Raw genomic sequence first — 22,854 nt, 5'->3', positions numbered from 1 at the left:
CACCGCGAGATCTTCCGCGAAGGTGCGGCCAAGGGTGGCGTCGATGGCCCCAAGGCCGACGAGATCTTCGACCTGATGGAGAAGTTCGCCGGCTACGGCTTCAACAAGTCGCACGCCGCCGCCTACGCCCTGGTCAGCTACCAGACCGCCTGGCTCAAGCGCCATTACCCGGCCGAGTTCATGGCCGCGACGCTGTCTTCGGACATGGACAACACCGACAAGGTGGTGGGCTTCCTGGCCGAGGTGAAGAACCTCAACCTCAAAGTGCTGCCACCGCGTGTCAACGATTCGGCTTACATGTTCGAGGCTGCCAACGCCGACACCATCCGTTACGGCCTGGGGGCGATCAAGGGCGTCGGCCAGGGTGCCTGCGAAGCGGTGGTGGAACAGCGCGAACGCGGCGGCGAATATGCCTCGCTGCTGGACTTCTGCGTCCGCGTGGAATCGGGCAAGCTCAACCGCCGCACGCTGGAAGCGATGATCAACTGCGGCGCCTTCGACGGCATCGGCAAGAACCGCGCAACGCTGGCGCTGCAGCTGCCGGAAGTGATCAAGGCCACCGAACAGATGGCGCGCGAGAAGGCCTCCGGGCAGAACTCCCTGTTCGGTGCCCCCGACCCGGTCAGCACGGCCAGTCAGCTGGATCTGCCCGAGAGCAGGGAATGGCCGCTGGCGCAGCTGCTCAACGGCGAGCGCGAAACGCTGGGCTTCTTCCTCAGCGGCCACCCGTTCGATCCCTATGCCGACGACGTCAAGGAACTGGTCGGCACCGACCTGGGCGGCCTGGACAAACTGATCGCACCGGCCTTCCCCTCCAAGGATGGCGAAAAGCGTGCCTGGCGCCAGGAATCTCCGGTGATCCTTGCCGGCATGGTCATTGGTGTACGCCGCAAGGGTGACAGCCAGGTCTTCGTGACCCTGGAAGACGGCAAGGGCCGCGTGGAATGCAGCGCCTTCTCCGACGGCCTGGCCGAGTTCGGCCACCTGATGACCAAGGACCGCATCCTGGTGGTGAAGGGCGGCCTGCGCGAGGACGAATTCAACGGCGGTTATGCCCTGCGCATCCGCCAGTGCTGGGACTACGAGCAACTGTGCGCCGACCACGCCCTGCGCGTGTCGATGCGGGTGGACGGCCGCGGTGGCCCGATCTGGCAGCGCATCGACGCCCTGCTGGCCGCGCACCGCCCGGGCCGTACCCCACTGCGGCTGGACCTGCTGCTCAACGGCAAGCCCAGTGGCAGCATTGCCGGCATGCTCGACCTGGGCAGCAGCGGCGCGGTCCGGGTCACCCCGGCCCTGCTCGACGCCCTGCGCGAGGATCCGGCCGTGCGCCGGGTCAAGGTCAAGTACAGCCCGCCCTGGGCCAATTGATTGTCCGGACGGACGCGTACGGGTTGATACGGCGCGTTCGGCTACACTTCCCCCCTTTCATTGCTGACGGTTTCCGATGAACCCGAACTACCTCGATTTCGAGCAACCCATCGCCGATCTGGAATCCAAGATCAAGGACCTGCGCAGTGCCAGCGCCGGGCCGGCGGTCAATGTCGATGCTGAGGTCAAGGCGCTGGAAGACAAGCTGCGCCTGCGTACTGCCCAGATCTTCCGCAACCTGTCCTCCTGGCAGGTGCTGCAGGTGGCCCGCCACCCGTCGCGCCCCTACCCCTTGGACTACATCCGCATCTTCTGCGACGAGTTCCAGGAACTGGCCGGCGATCGCGCCTTTGCCGATGACAAGGCCATTGTTGGCGGCCTGGCCCGCATCGGCGGCCGTCCGGTGATGCTGATCGGCCACCAGAAGGGCCGCGACACCAAGGAAAAGGTCAAGCGCAACTTCGGCATGCCCAAGCCCGAGGGCTACCGCAAGGCACTGCGCCTGATGAAGATGGCCGAGCGCTTCGGCCTGCCGGTGCTGACCCTGATCGACACCGCCGGTGCCTGGCCGGGCATCGACGCCGAAGAACGCGGCCAATCCGAGGCCATCGCCCGCAACCTGATGGAAATGGCCGAGCTGAAGGTGCCGGTGATCTGCACGGTGATCGGTGAAGGCGGCTCCGGCGGCGCCCTGGCGCTGGGCGTGGGCGACCGCACCCTGATGCTGGAATACAGCGTCTACTCGACGATCAGCCCGGAAGGCTGCGCGTCCATCCTGTGGAAGGACGCCGGCAAGGCCAAGGACGCCGCCGAGCAGCTGGGCATGACCGCGCCGCGACTGAAGAGCCTGGGCCTGATCGACAAGGTGATCCGCGAGCCGATCGGCGGCGCACACCGCAACCCCACCCAGATGGGCAAGCGCCTGAAGGCCGTGCTGCTCAACGAGCTGGACGCGCTGGACAAGCTGAGCGTGGAAGAACTGCTGGAGCAGCGCTACAAGCGCCTGCGCAGCTACGGTGCCTACGAAGCGGCCTGAGCCGCTTCCAGACCGAGGACACAGGGATGAGTCCGATCATTCTGCTTTCGCTGCTGCTGCAGATCGCCTGCTGCGTACACGTCGTGCGCACCGGGCGGCCGCTGTATTGGATCTTCATCATCCTGGTGTTCTCCTACCTGGCGGTGCTGATCTACTTCATTGCCGAGGTACTGCCGGGCCTGCGCAACAACCCGGCAGCACGACGTGGCCTGCGCCAGGTGCGCGACCAGATCGATCCACAACGGCGCAAACGCGAGGCTGACCAGCGCCTGCGCGTCTCCGATACCGTCGACAACCGCCGCCACCTTGGCGACGAACATCTCGCCCGCGGCGAGTACGCCGAGGCCGCCGCGCAGTTCGAAAGCGCAATGCGAGGCATCCACCGCGAAGATCCGGAGCTGATGCTGGGCTTGGCCAAGGCCCAGTACGGCCTTGGCCAGGCCGCCAAGGCCAAACAGACCCTGGATGCACTGATCGCCGCGAACCCCAGCTTCCGCTCACACGAGGGCCACCTGCTGTACGCGCGCACGGTGGAGGACAGCGGCGACATCGATGCCGCCCTGCACGAGTACGACGCCCTGGTAGGCGGTTATCCGGGCGAGGAAGCACGCCTGCGTTATGCCTTGCTGCTCAAGCGCAAAGGGCGCGATGGCGATGCCGTTGTGCAGCTTCGCAATATTCTGGACCGTGCCGAGACTTCACCGCGCTACTACCAGCAGGCGCAGCGCGCCTGGATCGACGCGGCGCGCAAGGAGTTGCGGCTGTTGGAACCGGCAGGTTGAGAGTCAGGAAAGGAAGGTCGGCAATGCCGGCCTTTATTTCTGCGTACACCCCCCTCTCCCCAACCCCCGCTTCGCGCCCCTGTCTTCGCTTGCACAAAGGCGTTAAGAGAGCAGCGAACCGATGGTTCGCAAGCTGCTCTCAGTCGCCCCGCAAGGGGAAATGAGCTAATGAATCCTCGATCGCCAGCAATTGCAGCTTGAAGCCCCTCTCCCCTTGCGGGAGAGGGGTTGGGGAGAGGGGGAGCGCTGCAACGCAGCGGACACAAGATGCATCATCAAGACAGCCCAGCAAGGCCGGACCGCATGACCACCCCGCTGAAAATCCTGTTGATCTCCCTCAGCCTGATCATCGGCCTGTACCTGCTGGCCTGCGCCCTGCTCGCCTACAACGCGCGCGGCCTGCTCTACCACCCGGTGCCCCGCGATCCGGCAGTACCGCACTGGACCCTGCACCGCGCTGATGCCGATATCCTCATCTCCAGCAACAAGCAGGCCAGCCCTCAGCGGGTGCTCTATTTCGGTGGCAATGCCGAAGACGTCTCGCAGGCGCTGCCGATGCTGCAGCAGGCCTTCCCGGGGGCAGCAATCCACGCCATGCACTACCGCGGTTATGGCGGCAGCAGCGGCTCACCCACCGAAGCACGGCTGATCGCCGATGCGCTGGCCCTGTACGACGCCAGCGCCAGCGGTGCCACCGGCATTACCGTGATCGGCCGCAGCCTGGGCTCGGGCGTTGCCGTGCAGCTTGCCGCAGCACGACCGGTGCAACGGCTGGTACTGATCACCCCGTATGACAGCATCGGCGACCTCGCCGCCGGCATGTTCCCGATCTTCCCGGTGCGGCTGTTGCTGCGCGACCACTACGACTCCAGACGCTACGTCGCCGGCATCAAAGCGCCCACCACGCTGATCATCGCCGGCAGGGACGAAGTGATTCCGACTGCCAGCTCACTGCGTCTGTTGCAGCGATTCCCGCCCGGCGTGGCACAAGCGGTGACAATTGCCGATGCCGACCACAATGATGTTTCCGCCTATCCGCAGTTTGCGCAGGCACTACGGAGGCGGTAAGGCTTGAAGCCTACCCCTCCCCCGCCCTCCCCTTGGCTGCGCCAAAGGGAGGGAGCAGCGCGTGGGCCCTGCGCTACGCGCAAGGGAGGGGGCAGAGAGCTCAAGCCCTCCCTTTGACGCAGCCAAGGGGAGGGTTGGGAGGGGGGCCGTTGATCTTCGCAGCCCCTTAAAACAACTCAGAACGGCTTGGCCAGCACCAGATACACGATGGCAATGAACAGCACCAGCGGCAGCTCATTGAACCAGCGCAGCGTGCCAGAGGACGGCAGTGCCTTGCCCTTGAGCGTGCCCTTCAGCCAGCGCCCAGTGAAGGTGAAATAGACCATCAGCAGCACCACCAACCCCAACTTGGCATGCAGCCAACCGGCAGCGCCCGGCGCCACCATGGTCGGGAAGTCGGGCAGCACCTTGTAGCCCAGCCACAGCACCAGGCCGAGAATGAAGGCGATACCGAACATGATGTGGCCAAACCGGTACAGGCGCTTGCCCATCAGCTGCAGCCGTTCCACCACCGGCGGCTGCCCCGCCGCCTCGGCGATGTTGACCAGGATGCGCGGCAGGTAGAACACCGCGGCCATCCACGCCACCACGAAAACAAGGTGGAAGGTCTTTACCCAAAAGTACGACTGCATGCGCTGGCTCCATCGGCGGCGTAGGATGTGCCCCATTTTCGCCCATCCGCACAAGACACGCACATGCAGGACAAGCAGTACGACGCCGACTACTTCCAACGCTGGTACCGCCGCGACGATATCGGCGGCCCGGCCCGGCTCGCGCGCAAGGTGCAGTTGGCCGTTGCCGCCGCCGAGTACTACCTGGAACGCCCGATCCGCAGCGTGCTCGATATCGGCGCCGGTGAAGCCGCCTGGCGTGCACCGCTGCTCAAGCTGCGGCCCAAGCTGCAGTACAAGGGCTTTGACAGCAGCGAATATGCAGTGCGCCGCTACGGCCGCACCCGCAACCTGCACCTGGCCAGCTTCGGCGATTTCCAGTGGCTGCGGCCCTGCGCGCCGGTGGACCTGCTGGTCTGCTCGGACGTCATGCACTACGTGCCCAGCCGCGAGCTGCGCCAGGGACTGCCGGGCCTGGCCGAGCTGTGCGGCGGGGTCGCCTTCCTGGAGCTGTTCACCGCCGAGGACGAATTCCATGGCGACCACGACGGCTTCCAGCAACGCCCGGCCCGCTGGTACCGGCGCCAGCTGCGCGAGGTGGGCTTCCGTCCGGTCGGTTCGCATTGCTGGCTGGCCCCCGCGTTCAGCGAGGACATCGCCGCGCTGGAAAGGGCCGACTAAAGGCCGATACCTGCTTAACGCCGCAAATGTCATAGTGCGCTATGCTGCACAGCATCATATGACTGTACATATTGAGAAACCATGCTCTACCAACTGCATGAGTTGACCCGCAACCTGCTCGCGCCCTGGGTCCACCAGGCGCAGGCCAATGCGTCGTTCTTCAATAACTCCGGCCACTGGTGGTCGTCCATGCCCGGCGCCGATCGCTTTGCGGCGATGAACGAGCTGTTCCACCGCCTGGGCAAGGACTACGAAAAGCCGGAATGGGGCATCCACGAGCTGGAACTGGACGGTGAGATCGTGCCCATCGCCCAGCTCACCGAGGTCGAAAAGCCGTTCTGCAAGCTGCTGCGCTTCAAGCGCCACAGCAATGAAACCTCCAAGGTCGAGGCCTTGCTGGCGCAGCCCATCGTGCTGGTGGTGGCGCCGCTGTCCGGCCACCACGCCACTTTGCTGCGCGATACCGTGCGCACCCTGCTGCGCGACCACCGCGTCTATGTCACCGACTGGGTCGACGCGCGAATGGTGCCGGTGGAACAGGGCGAGTTCGGCCTGGACGACTACATCGAATACGTGCAGGAATTCATCCGCCACCTCGGCGCCGAGAACGTGCACGTGGTCAGCGTCTGCCAGCCAACCGTGCCGGTGCTGGCGGCGGTGTCACTGATGGCCAGCCGCGGCGAAGCCACGCCGCGCTCACTGGTGATGATGGGCGGCCCGATCGATGCGCGTTGCAGCCCGACCGCAGTCAACAACCTGGCCACCCGCAACCCGATGTCGTGGTTCGAGAACAACGTCATCCACACCATTCCGGCGCCGTATCCGGGCCAGGGCCGTCGCGTCTATCCGGGCTTCCTGCAGCACGCCGGCTTCATGTCGATGAATCCCAGCCGCCACCTGATGTCGCACTGGGATTTCTACACCGATCTGGTCAAGGGCGACCTGGACGATGCCAACGCGCATCGCCGTTTCTACGACGAATACAACGCCGTGCTGGACATGCCGGCGCAGTTCTACCTGGACACCATCCGCGTGGTGTTCCAGGAATTCCTGCTGCCGCGTGGCGAGTGGTATGTGCGCGGCGAACACGTGGACCCGTCGGCGATCAGCGACACCGCCCTGCTGAGCATCGAAGGCGAGCTGGACGATATTGCCGGCCTCGGCCAGACCGAAGCCGCGCAGGCACTGTGCACCGGCATCCCGGCCTCGCGCCGCGACCACTTCATCGTCGAAGGTGCCGGCCACTACGGCATCTTCAGCGGCCGCCGCTGGCGCGAAGTGGTGTACCCGAAGATGCGGGATTTCTTCAGCGCCCAGTCCGCGCAGCCGGCTGCCAAAAAAGCAAAGAAGGCCAGCAGCAACGTCACCCCCTTGCGCCGCCGCGCCCAACGCTGAGCCGCCGCTTGAAGCTTGCTTGAAGCCCCTCTCCCGTTCACGGGAGAGGGGTTGGGGTGAGGGCAAACCGAAGCCAGACGATTTCGGCAACGGCAGCGCTGCAGAAACTGACAAGCAAACCCCAAGGCCCCGGCACTCCAGGGGCCTTCTGCTTTCAAGAAACCGCCTTCAAGCCCACCACCCCAACCACGATCACTGCCAGGCTCAGCAAGCGCGCCGTACTCCGCGACTCACCAAAGAACAGCATGTTCACCAGCACCGCAGCCGCCGTTCCCAAACCAATCCACACCGCATAGGCAATGCTCAGCTGGATATAGCGGAACGACTGGTACAACAGCACAAACGAAGCGCCAAACCCGCCGAAGAACAAGGTCGCGTTCAACAGACTCTTGCGCCCGCTGTAACGCTTCAGGCCAATCACGCCCAGCGTCTCCATCAAGGCAGCGGCAATCACCAGAAACCAGCCCATGTCAGCCTCCCTGCCCGTTAGCATCAGACGCGGCAGCCACCTTGCCATCGGCCAGCTTCAACGCGATCACGCCCGCCACCAGCACCGCCATGAACACCCCCTTGGCCAGGCTGAAGCTGCCATCGAACAGGAAGATATCCATCAGCGCGGTCCCCACCGTGCCAACGGCGGCAAACACCGCGTACACCGTGCCGGTGGGTAACGATTCGCAGGCCTTGGCCAACCAATGGAAGTCCACCACGATCACCACGATGATCGGAATCCAATGCCACCATGTGGCAGCCACGTTGAAGCCATACACCCAGACCAACTCGAACAGGCAGGTCAGGGCCACATAGAACCAGCCTTTGCCGGCCATGGTGTTCTCCTAGAAAATCGGGCACCAGCATAGCGCGTGGTAGTGCCGAGCCATGCTCGGCAGAGGCCTTACCGGGAAAGCCTCTGCCGAGCATGGCTCGGCACTACGGATACAACGAGGGCGCCGTTGGCGCCCTCGTCTACATCCCCCCGCAAAGCGGCGCTTACAAGCGCACCAGCAGATGCTTGGCCATCGCGCCATGCAGCTTGCCGATGCCTCGCGCCAGATGCAGCGTGCCAAACAGCAGCAGCACGCCAACACCCACCGACAATGGCCACAGCCAGAAGGAGCTGGCGACATTGACGCCGTCGATCCAGATGCCGATTGCCTCATTGGTGAACAGTGCAGCCACAGGGGCGAACACCAGCGCCAACGACGTCGACAACAAGGTCGTGGCCACAGTGAAATACAGGGTCCCCAATGGCAGCATCAGCACGAAGTACAGCATCGTCAGCCAGGTGCGGCCGTCCGAGAACATCGCACCGATGCGCTGCAGCCAACCCTGGCTGCGGTCGGTATAGGCGGGCCGGCGCGGCATGCGCACGCCCAGCATGGTTTCGATGATGCGCCCTTCCACCAGCGACAACACCCGCACCGAACCCAGGAACAACAGCAGGATCGGGATACCGATGATCAGGATCAGCAAGGACACCGACACCGACAGGCCCGTCACCACCCAGGTAAAGAAGAAGATGCCAGTGGCCAGCGACAGCAGCATGTAGAACAGCGCGCCATAGGTATGCGGATCCAGCGCCACGCCAAAGAAGCGCGCCAGCAAGGATCGCGGTGCTGGCGTGCGCGCCGGTGCGGCGACACCTGGCTCAACGGGGGACGCGCTCGCGTCAGCCACCGCAGCAGCAGCTGCTGGCATGACACGTGATGCCGGGCGCGGCGTGCGCAGGGCGCGGTTCACCGTCACCTCGGTTTCGCGGTAGATCCCGGCCACCTCTTCCGGCGCGCCATAACTGCCGGCCACACCAGCAATCACCTCGGCCTCGCTCTTGCCCGGCTGTTCGGCCAGCTCCGAGCGCAGGTATTCCTCGGCGTCGTACAGCGCGTCCTGGATCATCGCCAGGTCGGCACCTGCCAATGCCGCGCGCAGCTGGTCCAGGTATTCGGGGATGGTGGTCGGCAGCGGTCGCGTGTTGTGTTCGGTATTCATCATTTGATCCCTTCCAGTACGGACTCGACCGAGTCGCGGGTGGCATTCCAGGCGGCGACCCACTGCCGCAGCGCGGCACGACCGTCGTCATTGATGCGGTAGTAGCGCCGCGGTGGCCCGGCCACCGAAGGCTCCACATGGCTTTCCAGCAGGCCGGCAGCTTCCAGGTTGCGCAGCACCGGATACAGCGCGCTCTGCTTGCCGCTGAGCACCCCATCGCCTATCCGCTCCAGCTCCTTGGCGATCAGGTAGCCGTACAGCGGCTCCGGCGCCTTGGCCAGCACCGCCAGCAGGGCCAGCGACACCGTGCCTGTGCTCAATTCCTTCTGGAACTTGCGCAGATGTGCATCCAACTCCGTCATGGCCTTCACTCCCGCCAACTAGCCTGAAGCAAATACTAGTATTTAGTTCGCTATAGTGAATATGCCGGTAGTCACCCCTACCGCCGTCACGGCGCTGGCGGGTGCCCCGGCCAATCGCGCAGAATCGGCCCACACCCAACTGGAATGCGCCCGATGACGCTACGTCCCTGCCTGCTTGCCCTGGCCCTGTCGCTGTCCCCGCTGCCCCTGCTGGCGGCCGACGCCCCCGCCAAGTACCGCAGCGCCCAGGAGATCATCGACGCCGCGCCGGCCAGCGACTGGCACACCCCGGCGGCGGAAAACACGCTGTACATGGACCTGGAAGGCGGCCGCGTCATCATCGAGCTGGCCCCGCAGTTCGCCCCCGAGCACGCCGGCAATATCCGCACGATGGCCAGGGAGCACTTCTGGGATGGGCTGAGCATCTACCGCTCGCAGGACAACTTCGTTGTTCAGTTCGGCGACGCCGATGCCGACGACGCGGCCAAAGCCAAGTCGATGGGCAGCGCCAAGTCTCATCTGCCCGCCGAATTCCAGCGACCGCTGCAAGGCCTGGCCTTCACCGCTCTGCCCGACCGCGATGGTTGGGCCTCCCGCACCGGCTTCGTTGACGACTTCGCCGTTGGCAGCGATGGCAAGAATGCCTGGTTGGCGCATTGCTATGGTGCGCTCGGCGCTGGTCGCAACAACGACGAGGACAGCAGCGTCGGTGCGGAGCTTTATGTGGTCACCGGCCAATCGCCGCGCCAGCTGGACCGCAACATCACCCTGGTGGGCCGCGTGCTCAAGGGCATGGAACTGCTCAGTACGATCAAGCGCGGCCCCGACCCGATGGGCTTCTATGAAGATCCCGCGCAACGTACGCAGATCAAAGCAATCACCTTGGCCAGCGAATTGCCGGAAGCGCAGCGGGTAAAGCTGCAGGTGCTGCGTACCGATTCGAAGACCTTCGCTGATGCGGTGGAAGCGCGTCGCAACCGCGTGGATGGCTTCTACAAGCGCGCCGCCGGCCACATCGACCTGTGCAACATCCCGTTGCCGGTACGGGTCAGGTAGAAGCATCCCCTGTAGTGCCGAGCCATGCTCGGCAGCAGCTCTACCGGCAAAGCCCATTGCCGAGCATGGCTCGGCACTACACCCCCCCTTTCGCGGAGCGGACGCCGTCTGATATCTGGACAGCGTTCAGGCAATGGGACGATGTGAGCAATAAACGATGACTACCCGAAGCAATGGTCTGAAGATAATTTGACTGCTCGTTCCGAAGGAAGCCGCCATGGCCCACGTCACCATTCAATCAACGGGAAACAACTACGCCCATCGCATCAGCAACGGCGTCCACGAACTTGTTGCCGATGAGCCAGCGCGGCTGGGCGGCCAGGACGCAGGCATGGCGCCGTTCGACCTGTATCTGGCATCGCTGGCCGCCTGCACCGCGATTACCTTGCGGATGTATGCAGAGAAAAAAGGCTGGGAGCTGGGTGAGTTCAACGCCGAGCTCACCTCCAGCCGCGATGAAGCCGGTAAGCTGCAGGTGCACCGCATTCTTTCTGCTACCGGCGCATTGACCGTCGAACAATGGGAACGACTACTGGACGTAGCCACCCGCACGCCGGTCACCAAGGTGATGGGCGAAGGTGCGACCATCACCAGCGAACACCGCGCCCTGAAGAGTTGAGACGCCATGTTTACGATTGTTGTTATCTGGGATGCAGACAACGCTGAAGTGACCCAATGGGATGAGACGCCTTGGGTCACCACCTGGAAGGACCGCGAAGTATCACTGCGCGCGGGCCCACGCGAGCGCATTGACGCCGATGGCGTCAGCAGCCAGGTGGCGGTGTATCTGCCTGATGAGTTCAACGAAGAAGAGTTCCAGGAACTGTTTGCCGCGCACGAGAAGCGCATTCCGGAGCTGCACCTGCACGGTTGACTGCAATCGGGGAGCCGCCCGTCGGCAGGCGCGGCATGAGCCGCGAGACACTGCGCTGCGGCTGGGCCCCAGAACTCCCCGACCCTCCCCTGATGCGCAGGGGAGGGAATAGAGGTGGCACTCGCCCCGTGGTTTGTACCGCTGCTCGCGCAGCTGCTTACTTCTTCCGACGCTTGCGCCACCACAGGCGTACCAGCCAGGCCAGAACGCCGCCAATCAGGATCACCGGCAGCAAGCCTGCGGCGATGCGGATCAGGTAGGCCAGGCTGGTGCTGAATATCTCGCCGAAATCGCCGAATGCCTGGCCAATCTCGCTACGGCTGCGCTGGCTGTTGGTCGAGTCGATGTTGATGGTGACCAACTGCGTGTCGATGCGGCGGTGCTGCTGGGCGGCATCACGGTTGGCCTGTTGCAGCCCGGCTTCGATCTCGGACAGACGCTGGGAAATCGTCAGCAGATCCGCCACCTCAAGGTCACGCCGCTGCTGGTACTCGATCAGGCGTGCGTGCTCGGCCTTCAAACGGTCCTGCATCAACTGGGTGTCGGCTACCTGCTGGGCCAGGTCCTCGGCCTCGGTATTGCGGGTACTCACCTCGCCCTTTTCGCTGGCCAGGGCAATGATCGGCTCCACGCCCTTGGGCGCGATACGCAGCTTGATCGAACCACTGGGGGTATCGCCGCCCTGCTGGGACACATTGAGCACCGCGCAGTCGCCGTATTTGGCGCTCTGGCAGGCCTCGGCCACCGCCTTCACCCGTGGCGCGATGTCCTTGCCCGGCAGCTGCAGCTGCACGGTGTGCTCATACGCCAGAAACGCCCCTTCCGGCGACTGCACCGCATCGGCGGCAACGGCGGCGGTCTCCGCCGACATTTCATGCTTGGCGCAGCCGGTGAATGCCAACAGCAGGCCCAACGCCATTGCCAACGTACTTCCGTGCGGTCGTTTCATGCTTCCGTAGTTCCAGGCGGTGGGCTGCGCGCAGCATAGCCATATAGCTGAATACGAAAGCTAAGACTGTGTGCAGAGCAGCATCGCCCCGTAGCCCGGGTAAGCGCAGCGCACCCGGGGATTCGGTGAGCCGGAGATTTGATTACCCGGGTGAATCACGCCCCCGGGTGCGCTGCGCTTACCCGGGCTACGGGGCCTCGGCTGCACTGAACCACCTGTTTCGGCAAGCTGCCACCAACCATCGGCATGTGCGGGCCGGGGCGCGTCCCCCTATGCTCGGGGTTTCCCCTCAGCAACAGGAATACCGATGCGCAAGCACCTGCTCGCCGCCGCCCTGCTCGCCAGCCTGGCCGGCTGCCAGAGCGGCGACGCCCCGACCGCGCCGTCCTCCTCCACCGAGCAGGCCGGCCAAAGCCAGGCCGATGCACAGTTCGCCGAATTGTCGAAAAAGGCGCTGGACACCTGGATGCAGCTGTCCCCGGTCAGCGCCACCCAGATCGGCGACCACCGCTATGACAGCCAGCTCGACGACGTCAGCGCGGCCGGCCAGCAGAAGAGCCTGGACGCCAGCAAGGCCCTGCTCGCCGAGCTGGACACGCTGGACGTGAGCAAGCTCGGCCGCGAGAACCAGGTGGATGCCGCCATCCTGCGCAACCAGCTGCAGTCCGATATCTGGTCCAACGAGAACCTGCAGTCGTGGAAGTGGGACCCGCAGGTCTACAACGGCCTGGCCGGCAGCGCCATCTATGGCCTGATGGCCCGCGAGTTCGCGCCGCTGCCGGACCGCCTGAAGTCGGCCACCGCGCGCATCGAGCAGATCCCGCAGATCTTCGCTGCCGCCCGCGCCAACCTGGACCCGGCGCGCGTGCCGAAGATCCACGCCGAAACCGTGGCCAAGCAGAACCGCGGCATTCTCAGCCTGGTTGAAACCTTCATCGTCCCCAACATCGGCCAGCTCGAAGCCGCCGACCAGGAGCGCCTGAAGGCCGCCATCGCCACCCTCACCACCGCAGTGGAGGAGCAGCAGACCTGGCTGGACAAAACCCTGGTGCCGAATGCCAAGGGTGAATTCCGCATCGGTGCGGAAAAGTACGACCAGAAGCTGAAGTTCTCGCTCAACTCCTCGCTGTCGCGCGCCGAGATCGGCGAGCGTGCCCGCGCCGAGCTGACCCGCGTGCGCAAGGACATGTACGGCATCGCCCAGGTGGTATTGAAGGACAAGCCGGGCGCCCCGGACATGCCGGCCAACCCCACCGACGACCAGCAGCAGAAGGCCATCGAGGCCGCGCTGGAACTGGCCTATGCCGACAAGCCGGCCCGCGACAAGGTGGTGGAAGACGCCAAGGCGGCGCTGGACCAGTCCACCGAGTTCGTCCGCAAGCATGACCTGATGACCCTGCCCGATGCGCCGGTCGACATCATCCTGATGCCGGAATTCCAGCGTGGCGTGGCCGTGGCCTATTGCGATTCGCCGGGCCCGCTGGACAAGAACCTGAAGACCTTCTACGCGGTCTCGCCGATTCCGGACGATTGGAACGACAAGCAGGTGGATTCCTTCCTGCGCGAATACAACAGCCGCATGATCCACCTGCTGTCCATCCACGAAGGCACCCCGGGCCACTACCTGGAAGGCTGGCACTCGGGCAAGTTCCCGTCCACGCTGCGTGCGGTGATGCGTTCGGGCCTGTTTGCCGAAGGCTGGGCGGTCTACACCGAGCGGATGATGCAGGAGCAGGGCTACCTGGATAACGATCCGCTGTTCCATCTGGTGCAGCTGAAGTTCTACCTGCGCACCATTGCCAACGCCATCCTCGACCAGGGCGTGCACGTAGACAACTGGAGCCGCGAGCAGGCCATGCACCTGATGACCCACGATGCCTTCCAGCAGGAAAGCGAAGCCTCGGGCAAGTGGGTGCGCGCACAGCTCACCTCGGCCCAGCTGCCGACCTACTTCGTCGGTGCGCAGGAGCACTTCGACACCCGCAAGGCCGTGCAGGACAAGCAGGGTGCGAACTTCAACCTGAAGGCCTACCACGACCAGATCCTGTCCTACGGTGCGCCGCCGGTGCGCTTCGCCCGCCAGCTGATGCTGGAACAGCCGATCGAGTAAGCCCAGCACCCATGTTCACCGAAAAGCCCGGGCCCTGCCCGGGCTTTTCCATTGGCCAGCCCATCCACCGCATTGCCAAGGACGCGGCCAACGGCTACAAGACGCACAGGACGGAAATGCAGGAGGCATCATGGGCTGGCGCAGCATCTTACTCATCGCCCTGGGATTGGCCGGTGGGCTCAACTGGTGGTTGAAGCGACCGGCTGCCGATGGCACGTCCCCAGCTGTCACCACCGTCAATGCCGGCGAATTCGTCCCGGTTGAAATGCCCGGCAGCACGCCGCGCAATACCGTACTGGTGTTGGCGCCACCGAACTGCCCCTCGGAACGGGCGCAACGCGCCGATGCGCTGGTACGCGCCCTGCAGGACCGTGGCATCCCGGTAACGCGCGGCAGCTCGGTGGATTTCACTCTCACCAACCCCACCGCCGAACAGCGCGCGGCGGTGGACCGTACCGTGGCCGTGCTGCGGCAAGGCGCGCCTGCCGTGTTCGTCAACGGCATGGGCATGTCCGACCCCAGCTTCGCGCAGGTGGCGGCCATCTATGAGCAGACCCGGCGCTAAGCCCGCAGGCCCGGATCGCCGTAGAGAGGTTCACCTTCGCCTGGCTGGTAATGATCGGCTGCAGTGCTTGCGCCGAAGGCCCCCCTGCACTATCACAAGCCTGCGCTCTGCCGCGGAAAGCAATGGCGCGCGTGTTCACCAACCGCAAAGAGGCTCATGCCACCGGCGCGGCACCGGTCAGGCGGGGTGATCCAGGTTGCGGCAGCCATCTTCACCACGACAACGACGGCATCGATGGCGAACCACGCCGGTAGCAACCCCGCCTTGGGAACCCCCGCCCTGTTCGCTTTCCGCATCGCAAGCAGCGGTAGGATGCGGAACAGTTCCCCTCCACCAGTGGCGCATCATGACCTGTCGAGCAGCATGATCACACGTCCACTTGCCCCGCCGGCGCAGCCATCGCCGCATCAGAAGCGCTGCCAGACGACTGGAGGAAAAAACTGATCCTCACCCGAAATGCCGCAGCGAGACAGCACAGCCTGCAGGCTTGACCTATCAACCCATGCAGTTGCAGCTGCCTGCAGCCCCCCCCCGACCTGCATAGGAGTACCCAGCCCATGATGCATTCCCGCGACCACGTACTGCAGCGCGCCCTGGCCGTGCTTGATTGGAATCGACGCAATCTCAACACAGCCTCGGTGCTGGACGAGGCAGCCGTGGGCGAATGTTTCGCCGACCATTTTGTGGTGGAACCCAACGGCCGGCGCTATGAAGCTACCCGCGCCACCTATCTGACATTCCTCAACGGCATGAAGGCCGGCATGCGCGGCATTGACTACGATGTGCTGCATACCCTGGTCGACGCGCAGTCGGTGGCCCTCTCCATTCTGGCCCACATCAGCCATGACGATGACCGTCGCGAGACCCCCAGGCCATGCTGCTCATGCAGTTCGACAACCACGGCAAGATCACGCTATGGCATGAGGTTTATGTCCCGCAGCCACCGCGTTGAGCCCGGCTGTTCCCCGTGACCGATGGCCCTTGCCTGGCAGCTCTCGCTTGCGCACATTGACTGCACCCGATAATGGCAGGCACCTGTTATGGATACCATCAGCTGGAATGATTTCACCAAGGTGGAACTGCGCGTGGGCAGGGTCATTGCCGCCGAGGTGTTCGCCGAGGCACGCAACCCTTCCTACAAGCTGCAGGTGGATTTCGGCCCGGAACTGGGCGTGCGCAAATCCAGCGCGCAGATCACCGCCTTGTACACCCCGGCCCAGTTGCTCGGCCGGCTGGTGGTGGCGGTGGTCAACTTCCCGCCCAAGCAGATCGGCCCGATCATGTCCGAATGCCTGGTGACCGGCTTCCACAACGCCGATGGCCAGGTGACCCTGTGCATGCCCGAGCATGATGTCCCCTTGGGTACCCGCCTGCTCTGAGCAGGCCCGGGCAAACACATGCCTCTGACGTATCCACGTGCTAGCGTCGCGTCCATCATGGCAGCGGTGGACCGATAATGGGCAAGGGGCGGCTTGAGGCATTCAGCGATGGCGTGTTGGCCATCATCATCACCATCATGGTGCTGGAGATGCGGCCACCGGAGGGTGCATCGCTGGACGCGCTGCGCCCGCTGCTCACCACCTTGCTCAGCTACGTGCTGAGCTTCATCTACGTCGGCATCTACTGGAACAACCACCACCATCTGCTGCAGGCCTGCCGCAAGGTCACCGGCAGCGTGTTGTGGGCCAACCTGCACCTGCTGTTCTGGTTGTCATTGCTGCCGTTCGCCACCCACTGGATGGACGACTACAACAATCAGCCACTGCCGACCGCGCTTTATGGCTGCATCCTGCTGGCCGCCGCGGTGGCCTACTGGATACTGCAACGGCGCATCGTCGCCGCGGATGGTCGCAACTCGCAGCTGCAGCACGCGCTGGGCGGCGACTGGAAGGGCAAGCTGTCGCCGGTGCTCTATATCACCGGCATCGGGCTGAGCTTTGCGCAGGTGCATCTTGCCCAGGCCGTGTATGCGTTGGTGGCCTTGCTGTGGCTGATCCCGGACCGGCGCATCGAGCGGGAGCTGGGGCAGTCCGGGGAGTAACGACCACTTCACACCCCGTCGCTGCACGGGTGTTTTACACATCGACAGCCACGGTCGGTTAAAAATGCAGCACCTCCTTGACCAGGCACCACCATGGCCAGCAAGTCGAATGGATTTACCGCTGCCGAACAGGCCGCGATGAAGGAACGCGCACTCGAACTCAAACTCGAAGCAAAGGCCGGCAGATTGCGCGCCGATGGCGAGGCTGAACTACTGGCCAAGGTCGCCAAAATGCCGGTTGCCGAACGCGCGATGGCCGAGCGCCTGCATGCCATTGTCACCGCCACCGCGCCCACGCTGCTGCCCAAGACCTGGTACGGCATGCCCGCCTATGCCCGCGACGGCAAGGTCGTGTTGTTCTTCCAGGGCGCCAGCAAGTTTGGCGCACGCTATTCCACGCTGGGCTTCAATGACACCGCGATGTTGGATGACGGGCCGATGTGGGCAACCTCTTTCGCCCTTGCGGAACTCACCCCCGAGGTTGAGAAGAAGATCACCGCCTTGGTCAAGAAAGCCCAGCGCAAGCGCGACAGCAGCCTGCAATAGGCAAAGCGGGTATCTGCGGCTATTGTGTTCTACCCCGCAGCGATAGATCGCATGTCTTTCTGGACCTGGCTGTTCCCTCGCACGCAAGCCGTATACACCAGCCCGCTACCACCCGAGCAGGCCATGCAGGCATTGTGTGCCGCCACCGCACGAGGCAACCTGACCTTCACCGGCAGCGTCGTAGGCTCGATAAGCGACAAGCACGTGCATCTTTATCACCGGACAGTGATGCGGAATTCGTTCAAGCCACACTTCCGCGGCAGTCTTTACGCAACCCCACAGGGTTGCGAGCTGCGCGGCGCGTATGCAATGCCGCCATTGGTCGTCGTCTTCATGCTTTTCTGGCTTGGTTTCTGCGTGCTGTGGACCACAGTGGCCGCACTTCAGCTGGGCAGGTTTGACCTGATGCTGCTGCCCGCGGTGCTGCCGGGCCTGCTGATGCCTTTTTTCGGCATCGGCTTGTTGCGGCTGGGGCACCATATGTCCAGCGATGATCCGGTGATCGTGTCACGGGTGATCCGGCAAGCCCTGCAGTCTCCTTCTGCCTGACCTCAACCGCGAGGGTTCCCATTTGTCCAATCACGACGACACCCAGCTGCAATTACAGAAACTGCAGTTCAACGTGATGCAGCAACTGGAAGTCATTGCCGAGGACATCAAGGCCGGGCGCCTGGACGCCGAGCTGGGTGCAGCCAAGGCCAAGGCGCTGATCGCTGAGAGCGAGCAGCAGAGGGTGGCGCTGTTTGATACCGCAATGCGTGCCAGCCAGCGCCAACGCTGCCGCAGCTGGCTGTTGGCGCTGGCGGTGGTGGCGGCCATCGCAACCGTGGTGGCCGGCCTGCTGCTGGTACGCATCGGCACGCCATGAACCGTAGTGCCGAGCCATGCTCGGCAATGCTTGACCTGTAGTGCCGAGCCATGCTCGGCAAGGCCTGATCTGTAGTGCCGAGCCATGCTCGGCAAGAGCCCCAGTAGGAGCGGCCTAAGCCGCGAAGCTGGTAATCCAACAAACCGTGCAAAAGCCAACCCCTCCCCAACCCTCCCCTGCTACGCAAGGGAGGGGGCCGTAGTGCCGAGCCGTGCTCGTCTGGGGCGCTACCGGGAAGGCCTCTGCCGAGCATGGCTCGGCACTACAGGTCCGACGCTGCCGAGCATGGCTCGGCACTACCGGCAGCAACGGCTCAACCTTCAACGGCCACGAAGCCCCCGGTCTGGCGCGCCCACAAACGTGCATACAACCCGCCTGCGGCAACCAGCTCGGCATGGGTGCCGGTTTCGACAATGCGGCCCTGATCCATCACTACCAGGCGATCCATGCGCGCGATGGTCGACAGACGGTGGGCAATGGCGATCACGGTCTTTTCGCCCATCAACTCGTCCAGGCTGTCCTGGATCGCCGCTTCCACTTCCGAATCCAGGGCCGATGTGGCTTCGTCGAGGATCAGGATGGGTGCATCCTTCAGCAGCACGCGGGCAATGGCGATGCGCTGGCGCTGGCCGCCGGACAGCTTCACCCCGCGCTCGCCGACATGGGCGTCATAGCCCTGCCGTCCCTGTCCATCAACCAGGGACGCGATGAAGCCTTCGGCACGCGCCTTGGCCACGGCGGCGCGCAGCTGCTCCTCGCTGGCATCGGGCCGGCCGTACAGCAGGTTGTCGCGGATCGAGCGATGCAGCAACGACGTATCCTGGGTGACCACACCAATCTGTGCACGCAGACTGTCCTGGGTGACGTGGGCGATGTCCTGGCCATCGATCAGGATCCGCCCGCTTCCCAGGTCATACAGCCGCAGCAGCACGTTTACCAGTGTGGATTTGCCGGCACCCGACGGACCGACCAGGCCTATCTTCTCGCCCGGCTTCACCGCCAGGTTCAAACCGGCCATCACTCCACCGCGCTTGCCGTAGTGGAAGTGCACATTCTCAAAATCCACCGCGCCGGCGCTGACCAGCAAGGGTTTGGCGTCGGCTGCATCCTGCACCGTCAGCGGCTGGGCGATGGTTTCCATGCCGTCCTGCACGGTGCCGATGTCCTCGAAGATGCCGTTGATGGTCCACATGATCCAGCCGGACATGTTGTGGATGCGAATCACCAGCCCGGTGGCCAGGGTGATCGCGCCCACGCTGATCAGGCTGGCCTGCCACAGCCACAAGGCCAGCCCGCAGGTGCCGACGATCAAAAAACCGTTGAGGATGGCAATGACCAGCTCCAGCCCGGTGGTGATGCGGGTCTGTGCGCGGTGCTTTTCGGCCAGTTCCTGGATGGCCTCGGCCACATAGCGCTGCTCGTGGCCACTGTGCGCGAACAGCTTGAGCGTGGCGATGTTGGTATAGCCATCGACGATGCGCCCCATCGCGCGCGAGCGCGCATCGGACGCGATCCAGGCGCGGTGTTTCATGCGCGGCACGAAGTACACGCCGATAGCGATATAGGCAAGCAGCCACGCGGCCAGGGGCAGCATCAGCCGCCAGTCGGCCTGCGCGAACAGATACAGCGCGGTACCGGTATAGACCACGATGTACCACAGCGAATCCACCATCTGCACAGCCGATTCACGCAGCGAGGTGCCGGTCTGCATCACCCGGTTGGCAACGCTGCCGGCAAAGTCGTTCTGGAAGAAGCTCAGGCTCTGCCGCACCACGTGGTTGTGCATCAGCCAGCGCGAACGGTTGCTCAGGCCAGGCACGATGGACTGGTTGACCAGCAGGTTGTGCAGTGCCACAAGCAGCGGCCGCGCCAGCAGGGTAATGCAGGCCATCCACAGCAACTCACTGGCATGGCGCTGGAAGAAGCCCGGCCCGGCACTGTCGGCCAGCATGTCGACGATGCGGCCGAGGAAGTCGAACATCGCCACTTCCACCAATGCCAGCAGCAGGCCGGCGACCAGCGTTGCCAGCAGCACCGGCCATACCGGTCGCAGGTAATGCAGGTAGAAACGCACCACGCCACGCGGTGGCGTGCGGGTATCGACCGGCGGAAAAACGGGAATCAGGGACTCGAACCAGCGCAGCATCGCCACGACCTGTAAAACCGGAACAGGCCGCGATTGTCCCATCGCGGCCTGTGTTGTGTCTGTCTAGGCGCTGTGGATCTGTCTGGTTGTGGGAGCGGCGTCAGCCGCGAAGCTGGCGCCCTTTCCGTACACGAAACAGCTGCAACCTGATGATTTCCCGATTTCGCGGCTTACGCCGCTCCTACAAACGCTTCATTCCGCCTTCGGCTTCAGCAGCAGGTCCTGGAAGTCGAAGCTGAAATCGGTCAAGGACGACACCGCCTGCATGCGCACCTCGCGCACCTTGCCGTCCGGGTCCAGGCTGAAGTTGACGAAGGCGTCGGCGTTGAGCGAGCGGTTGTCCCAGCGCACGATGAAGGTGTCGTGCTGCCAATGCTCCATCGTGCCCACCAGGTCGGCGGTGGCACCAAAGCGCAGGCGCAGCTTGCCCCCCTGCTGCTCGACGAACACATCGCCATACCACGCATCACGGTACGCACCGGCATAGCCGGACAGCGGCAGCGACGGCTTGCTCCTGGCATCACGCGCGGCCACGTGCTTGTCCCAGCCCTCGTCGGCATTGCCCTGCGCCTTGGCCACACCGGCGGCGTAGGCGCCCACCCAGTCATGGCCCGGTGCACCCAGCATCGCATCCAGCACGCTCATGGTGATGGCATTGAAGGCGGCCCCGGATTCCTGGTTGGTCAGCACCACCACACCCAGGTTCTGCTCCGGCACCAGGGTCAGCCGCGACACCTGGCCCGGCCAGCCGCCGGTATGCCAGACCAGCTTCTGCCCACGGTAATCGCTCAGGCTCCAGCCCTCGCCATAACCGGCGAAGTTGGGACGTGCGGCCGCCAGTTCCGGTACCGACGGTTTGGGCACCACCTGCGGGATCTGCATCTGCCACATCTGCTGCTGGGTCTTTTCGCTGAACAGCGGCGTGCCATCGGCAAGCTTGCCCTCGGCCAGCTGCACGTTCATCCACTTGGCCAGGTCATGCACGCTGGAATAGATGCCACCGGCACCGGCGTTGTTGGACCAGGTCAGCGGCGGCACCGGCCGCAGGTCCTTGAAGTCGTACTTGGCGTGGCCAACGGCAGCCTTGTCACCCGGCTTGAGGTGATCGGCGTTGTAACGGGTGTCGGCCATGCCTACCTTGTCGAAGATGCGCTGCTGCAGGAAGTCGGCGAACGACTGCCCGGACACCTTCTCGATCACCTGCTGGGCCACCGCGTACAGGATGTTGTCGTAGGCATAGCGGTCACGGAAGCCATTCTTCAACGGCACCTGCGCCAGCCGCGCTACCACCTCGGCATTGCTGTAGCGGGTGGTCGGCCAGAACAGCAGGTCGCCTGCGCCTAGGCTCAAACCGCTGCGGTGCGAGAGCAGGTCGCGGATGCGCATCTCGCCGGTGACGTAGGGGTCGGACATGCGGAACGACGGCAGGTGATCCACCACCCGGTCGTCCATCTTCAGCTTGCCTCCCTCGGCCAGCAGGTTCAGCGAGGTCGCGGTGAAGGCCTTGGTATTGGAGGCAATGGCGAACAGGGTATCGGCCTGCACCGGCTCCGGCTTGCCCAGCTCACGCAGGCCCCAGCCGCGCTCCAGCACCACCTTGCCGTCCTTGACCACCGCCACTGCCACGCCCGGCACGTCGAACTGCTGGCGCACACGCTCCACCGTGGCGTCCAACTGCTGCAGTTCCGTCGGCACCGCGTCTTGTGCTGCCGCCATCGGTGCCACCACGCCCATTGCGAGCACCAGCCCGCCACCCAACCAACTATTCAATACGCTCTCCCTTTGGATCGATGCCGGCGCCGGGCCGGTCTTCTCGCGATGGTAACGCGAGCGCGGCCACCCTCGCCTTTCCACAACTGCCCGCATGCCCCCATGGACTTGGCCGCCCGTACCACCGCCACCATCATCCCCTGCCTGCGCTACCGCGACGCACCGGCCGCGATCGATTGGCTGTGCAAGGCCTTTGGGTTCCAGCGCCATGCCGTCTACCAGGACGGCGAGGTGGTTCACCATGCGCAGCTGGTATTCGGCAACGGCATGATCATGCTGGGCTCGGTGCAGCCTGGCGAATGGGGCAGCAACATGATCCAGCCCGACGAAGTCGGCGGCATGGAGACGCAGAGTGCCTGCGTGATCGTCAGTGACGCCGACGCGCATTATGCGCAGGCCAAGGCTGCCGGTGCGGAGATCGTGATCGACATCGCCAACCAGGATTACGGCGGCCGCGGCTACGCCTGCCGCGACCCCGAGGGCCACCTGTGGTGGTTCGGCAGCTATGACCCCTGGGCCCCAACCACGTAGTGCCGAGCCATGCTCGGCAGGGGCGTTACAAGCCCCCCTGCAGGAGCCGCGTAAGCCGCGAAGCCCACAGCAAGCAAAAGGCCCAAAAGCCAACCCCTCCCCA

General features: G+C 64.3%; 27 protein-coding genes. 19 read left to right on the top strand and 8 right to left on the bottom strand.

The features are described 5' to 3' along the window. The 4 genes from B2527_RS04250 to B2527_RS04235 all read left to right on the top strand — a co-directional run. On the top strand, positions 1-1,371 hold a 1,371-nt coding region (locus tag B2527_RS04250; protein ID WP_293706301.1), incomplete at its 5' end, for an OB-fold nucleic acid binding domain-containing protein. A gap of 76 nt (positions 1,372-1,447) precedes the next feature. Then, positions 1,448-2,407, top strand: a complete 960-nt coding sequence (locus tag B2527_RS04245; RefSeq protein WP_293706300.1) for an acetyl-CoA carboxylase carboxyltransferase subunit alpha — start codon at positions 1,448-1,450, stop codon at positions 2,405-2,407. A gap of 26 nt (positions 2,408-2,433) precedes the next feature. Beyond that, a complete protein-coding gene (locus B2527_RS04240; protein ID WP_293706299.1) occupies positions 2,434-3,189 on the top strand; it encodes a tetratricopeptide repeat protein in 756 nt (251 codons plus the stop codon). Between the two features lie 303 nt (positions 3,190-3,492). Next, entirely contained in the window at positions 3,493-4,257 is a 765-nt protein-coding gene (locus tag B2527_RS04235) for an alpha/beta hydrolase (protein WP_293706298.1), read from the top strand. A 176-nt stretch (positions 4,258-4,433) separates the two neighbouring features. Here the strand turns inward: B2527_RS04235 and B2527_RS04230 are convergent, their stop codons facing one another. Continuing rightward, complete coding sequence (locus B2527_RS04230) at positions 4,434-4,889, bottom strand: CopD family protein (RefSeq protein WP_293706297.1); 456 nt, start codon at positions 4,887-4,889, stop codon at positions 4,434-4,436. 63 nt (positions 4,890-4,952) lie between these two features. Between B2527_RS04230 and B2527_RS04225 the strand changes: the two genes are divergently transcribed. Both B2527_RS04225 and B2527_RS04220 read left to right on the top strand, forming a co-directional pair. Beyond that, the gene (locus B2527_RS04225; RefSeq protein ID WP_293706296.1) at positions 4,953-5,549 is read left to right on the top strand and encodes a class I SAM-dependent DNA methyltransferase; all 597 of its coding nucleotides are present in this window, start codon (positions 4,953-4,955) and stop codon (positions 5,547-5,549) included. 81 nt (positions 5,550-5,630) lie between these two features. Further along, positions 5,631-6,944, top strand: coding sequence for a polyhydroxyalkanoate depolymerase (locus tag B2527_RS04220; RefSeq protein ID WP_293706295.1), 1,314 nt, complete (start codon positions 5,631-5,633; stop codon positions 6,942-6,944). 154 nt (positions 6,945-7,098) lie between these two features. Here the strand turns inward: B2527_RS04220 and B2527_RS04215 are convergent, their stop codons facing one another. From B2527_RS04215 to B2527_RS04200, 4 genes are all read right to left on the bottom strand, one after another. Further along, a complete protein-coding gene (locus B2527_RS04215; RefSeq protein ID WP_293706294.1) occupies positions 7,099-7,413 on the bottom strand; it encodes a DMT family transporter in 315 nt (104 codons plus the stop codon). Position 7,414: 1 nt separating this feature from the next. Then, entirely contained in the window at positions 7,415-7,771 is a 357-nt protein-coding gene (locus tag B2527_RS04210; protein WP_293706293.1) for a DMT family transporter, read from the bottom strand. A gap of 163 nt (positions 7,772-7,934) precedes the next feature. After that, on the bottom strand, positions 7,935-8,933 hold the full coding sequence (locus B2527_RS04205) for a sensor domain-containing protein (protein ID WP_293706292.1): 999 nt from the start codon (positions 8,931-8,933) through the stop codon (positions 7,935-7,937). Beyond that, the gene (locus B2527_RS04200; RefSeq protein WP_293706291.1) at positions 8,933-9,295 is read right to left on the bottom strand and encodes a PadR family transcriptional regulator; all 363 of its coding nucleotides are present in this window, start codon (positions 9,293-9,295) and stop codon (positions 8,933-8,935) included. Before B2527_RS04200 ends, B2527_RS04205 begins: the two co-directional genes overlap by 1 nt. A 153-nt stretch (positions 9,296-9,448) precedes the next feature. Here B2527_RS04200 and B2527_RS04195 point away from each other — a divergent pair, with 153 nt between their 5' ends. From B2527_RS04195 to B2527_RS04185, 3 genes are all read left to right on the top strand, one after another. Next, positions 9,449-10,351, top strand: a complete 903-nt coding sequence (locus B2527_RS04195) for a peptidylprolyl isomerase (protein WP_293706290.1) — start codon at positions 9,449-9,451, stop codon at positions 10,349-10,351. A gap of 217 nt (positions 10,352-10,568) precedes the next feature. Next, positions 10,569-10,970 carry an OsmC family protein gene (locus tag B2527_RS04190; RefSeq protein WP_293706289.1) on the top strand — a complete coding sequence of 134 codons (402 nt, stop codon included), beginning with the start codon at positions 10,569-10,571 and terminating at the stop codon, positions 10,968-10,970. Between the two features lie 6 nt (positions 10,971-10,976). Further along, positions 10,977-11,225, top strand: a complete 249-nt coding sequence (locus B2527_RS04185) for a hypothetical protein (protein ID WP_293706288.1) — start codon at positions 10,977-10,979, stop codon at positions 11,223-11,225. Positions 11,226-11,382: 157 nt separating this feature from the next. Here B2527_RS04185 and B2527_RS04180 read toward each other — a convergent pair whose 3' ends face one another. After that, positions 11,383-12,174 (bottom strand): DUF4349 domain-containing protein, encoded by a 792-nt coding sequence (locus tag B2527_RS04180; protein WP_293706287.1) that lies wholly within the window; start codon positions 12,172-12,174, stop codon positions 11,383-11,385. Between the two features lie 307 nt (positions 12,175-12,481). On the opposite strand from B2527_RS04180, the gene B2527_RS04175 reads away from it, so the two are divergent. The 9 genes from B2527_RS04175 to B2527_RS04140 all read left to right on the top strand — a co-directional run bounded on the left by B2527_RS04175 (position 12,482) and on the right by B2527_RS04140 (position 18,304). Beyond that, positions 12,482-14,284 (top strand): DUF885 domain-containing protein, encoded by a 1,803-nt coding sequence (locus B2527_RS04175; protein ID WP_293706286.1) that lies wholly within the window; start codon positions 12,482-12,484, stop codon positions 14,282-14,284. A 130-nt stretch (positions 14,285-14,414) separates the two neighbouring features. Beyond that, positions 14,415-14,849, top strand: a complete 435-nt coding sequence (locus tag B2527_RS04170; RefSeq protein ID WP_293706285.1) for a hypothetical protein — start codon at positions 14,415-14,417, stop codon at positions 14,847-14,849. Positions 14,850-14,899: 50 nt separating this feature from the next. Continuing rightward, positions 14,900-15,103: an excalibur calcium-binding domain-containing protein gene (locus B2527_RS19560; RefSeq protein ID WP_414716991.1), complete on the top strand. Its 204-nt coding sequence runs from the start codon at positions 14,900-14,902 to the stop codon at positions 15,101-15,103. Between the two features lie 303 nt (positions 15,104-15,406). Further along, positions 15,407-15,820: a hypothetical protein gene (locus B2527_RS04165; RefSeq protein WP_293706284.1), complete on the top strand. Its 414-nt coding sequence runs from the start codon at positions 15,407-15,409 to the stop codon at positions 15,818-15,820. 69 nt (positions 15,821-15,889) lie between these two features. Then, positions 15,890-16,228, top strand: a complete 339-nt coding sequence (locus tag B2527_RS04160; RefSeq protein WP_293706283.1) for a tRNA-binding protein — start codon at positions 15,890-15,892, stop codon at positions 16,226-16,228. A gap of 77 nt (positions 16,229-16,305) precedes the next feature. Then, positions 16,306-16,890 carry a TMEM175 family protein gene (locus tag B2527_RS04155; RefSeq protein ID WP_293706282.1) on the top strand — a complete coding sequence of 195 codons (585 nt, stop codon included), beginning with the start codon at positions 16,306-16,308 and terminating at the stop codon, positions 16,888-16,890. Between the two features lie 93 nt (positions 16,891-16,983). Continuing rightward, entirely contained in the window at positions 16,984-17,436 is a 453-nt protein-coding gene (locus B2527_RS04150) for an iron chaperone (RefSeq protein ID WP_293706281.1), read from the top strand. Between the two features lie 51 nt (positions 17,437-17,487). Beyond that, a complete protein-coding gene (locus B2527_RS04145) occupies positions 17,488-17,985 on the top strand; it encodes a hypothetical protein (RefSeq protein WP_293706280.1) in 498 nt (165 codons plus the stop codon). Between the two features lie 22 nt (positions 17,986-18,007). Continuing rightward, on the top strand, positions 18,008-18,304 hold the full coding sequence (locus tag B2527_RS04140) for a hypothetical protein (protein WP_293706279.1): 297 nt from the start codon (positions 18,008-18,010) through the stop codon (positions 18,302-18,304). Positions 18,305-18,617: 313 nt separating this feature from the next. On the opposite strand, the gene B2527_RS04135 is transcribed toward B2527_RS04140, so the two are convergent. Both B2527_RS04135 and B2527_RS04130 read right to left on the bottom strand, forming a co-directional pair. After that, entirely contained in the window at positions 18,618-20,450 is a 1,833-nt protein-coding gene (locus B2527_RS04135) for an ABC transporter ATP-binding protein (RefSeq protein ID WP_293706278.1), read from the bottom strand. Positions 20,451-20,642: 192 nt separating this feature from the next. Next, on the bottom strand, positions 20,643-22,316 hold the full coding sequence (locus B2527_RS04130) for a serine hydrolase (RefSeq protein WP_414716990.1): 1,674 nt from the start codon (positions 22,314-22,316) through the stop codon (positions 20,643-20,645). 6 nt (positions 22,317-22,322) lie between these two features. Between B2527_RS04130 and B2527_RS04125 the strand changes: the two genes are divergently transcribed. Next, positions 22,323-22,751, top strand: a complete 429-nt coding sequence (locus B2527_RS04125) for a VOC family protein (RefSeq protein WP_293706277.1) — start codon at positions 22,323-22,325, stop codon at positions 22,749-22,751. Positions 22,752-22,854 lie beyond the last annotated feature (103 nt).

The organism is Stenotrophomonas sp. UBA7606 (assembly GCF_002477705.1).
Classification (GTDB): domain Bacteria; phylum Pseudomonadota; class Gammaproteobacteria; order Xanthomonadales; family Xanthomonadaceae; genus Stenotrophomonas.
Note: the sequence above shows the minus strand (reverse complement) of the source record. Positions and strands in the feature narration are given on the sequence as shown.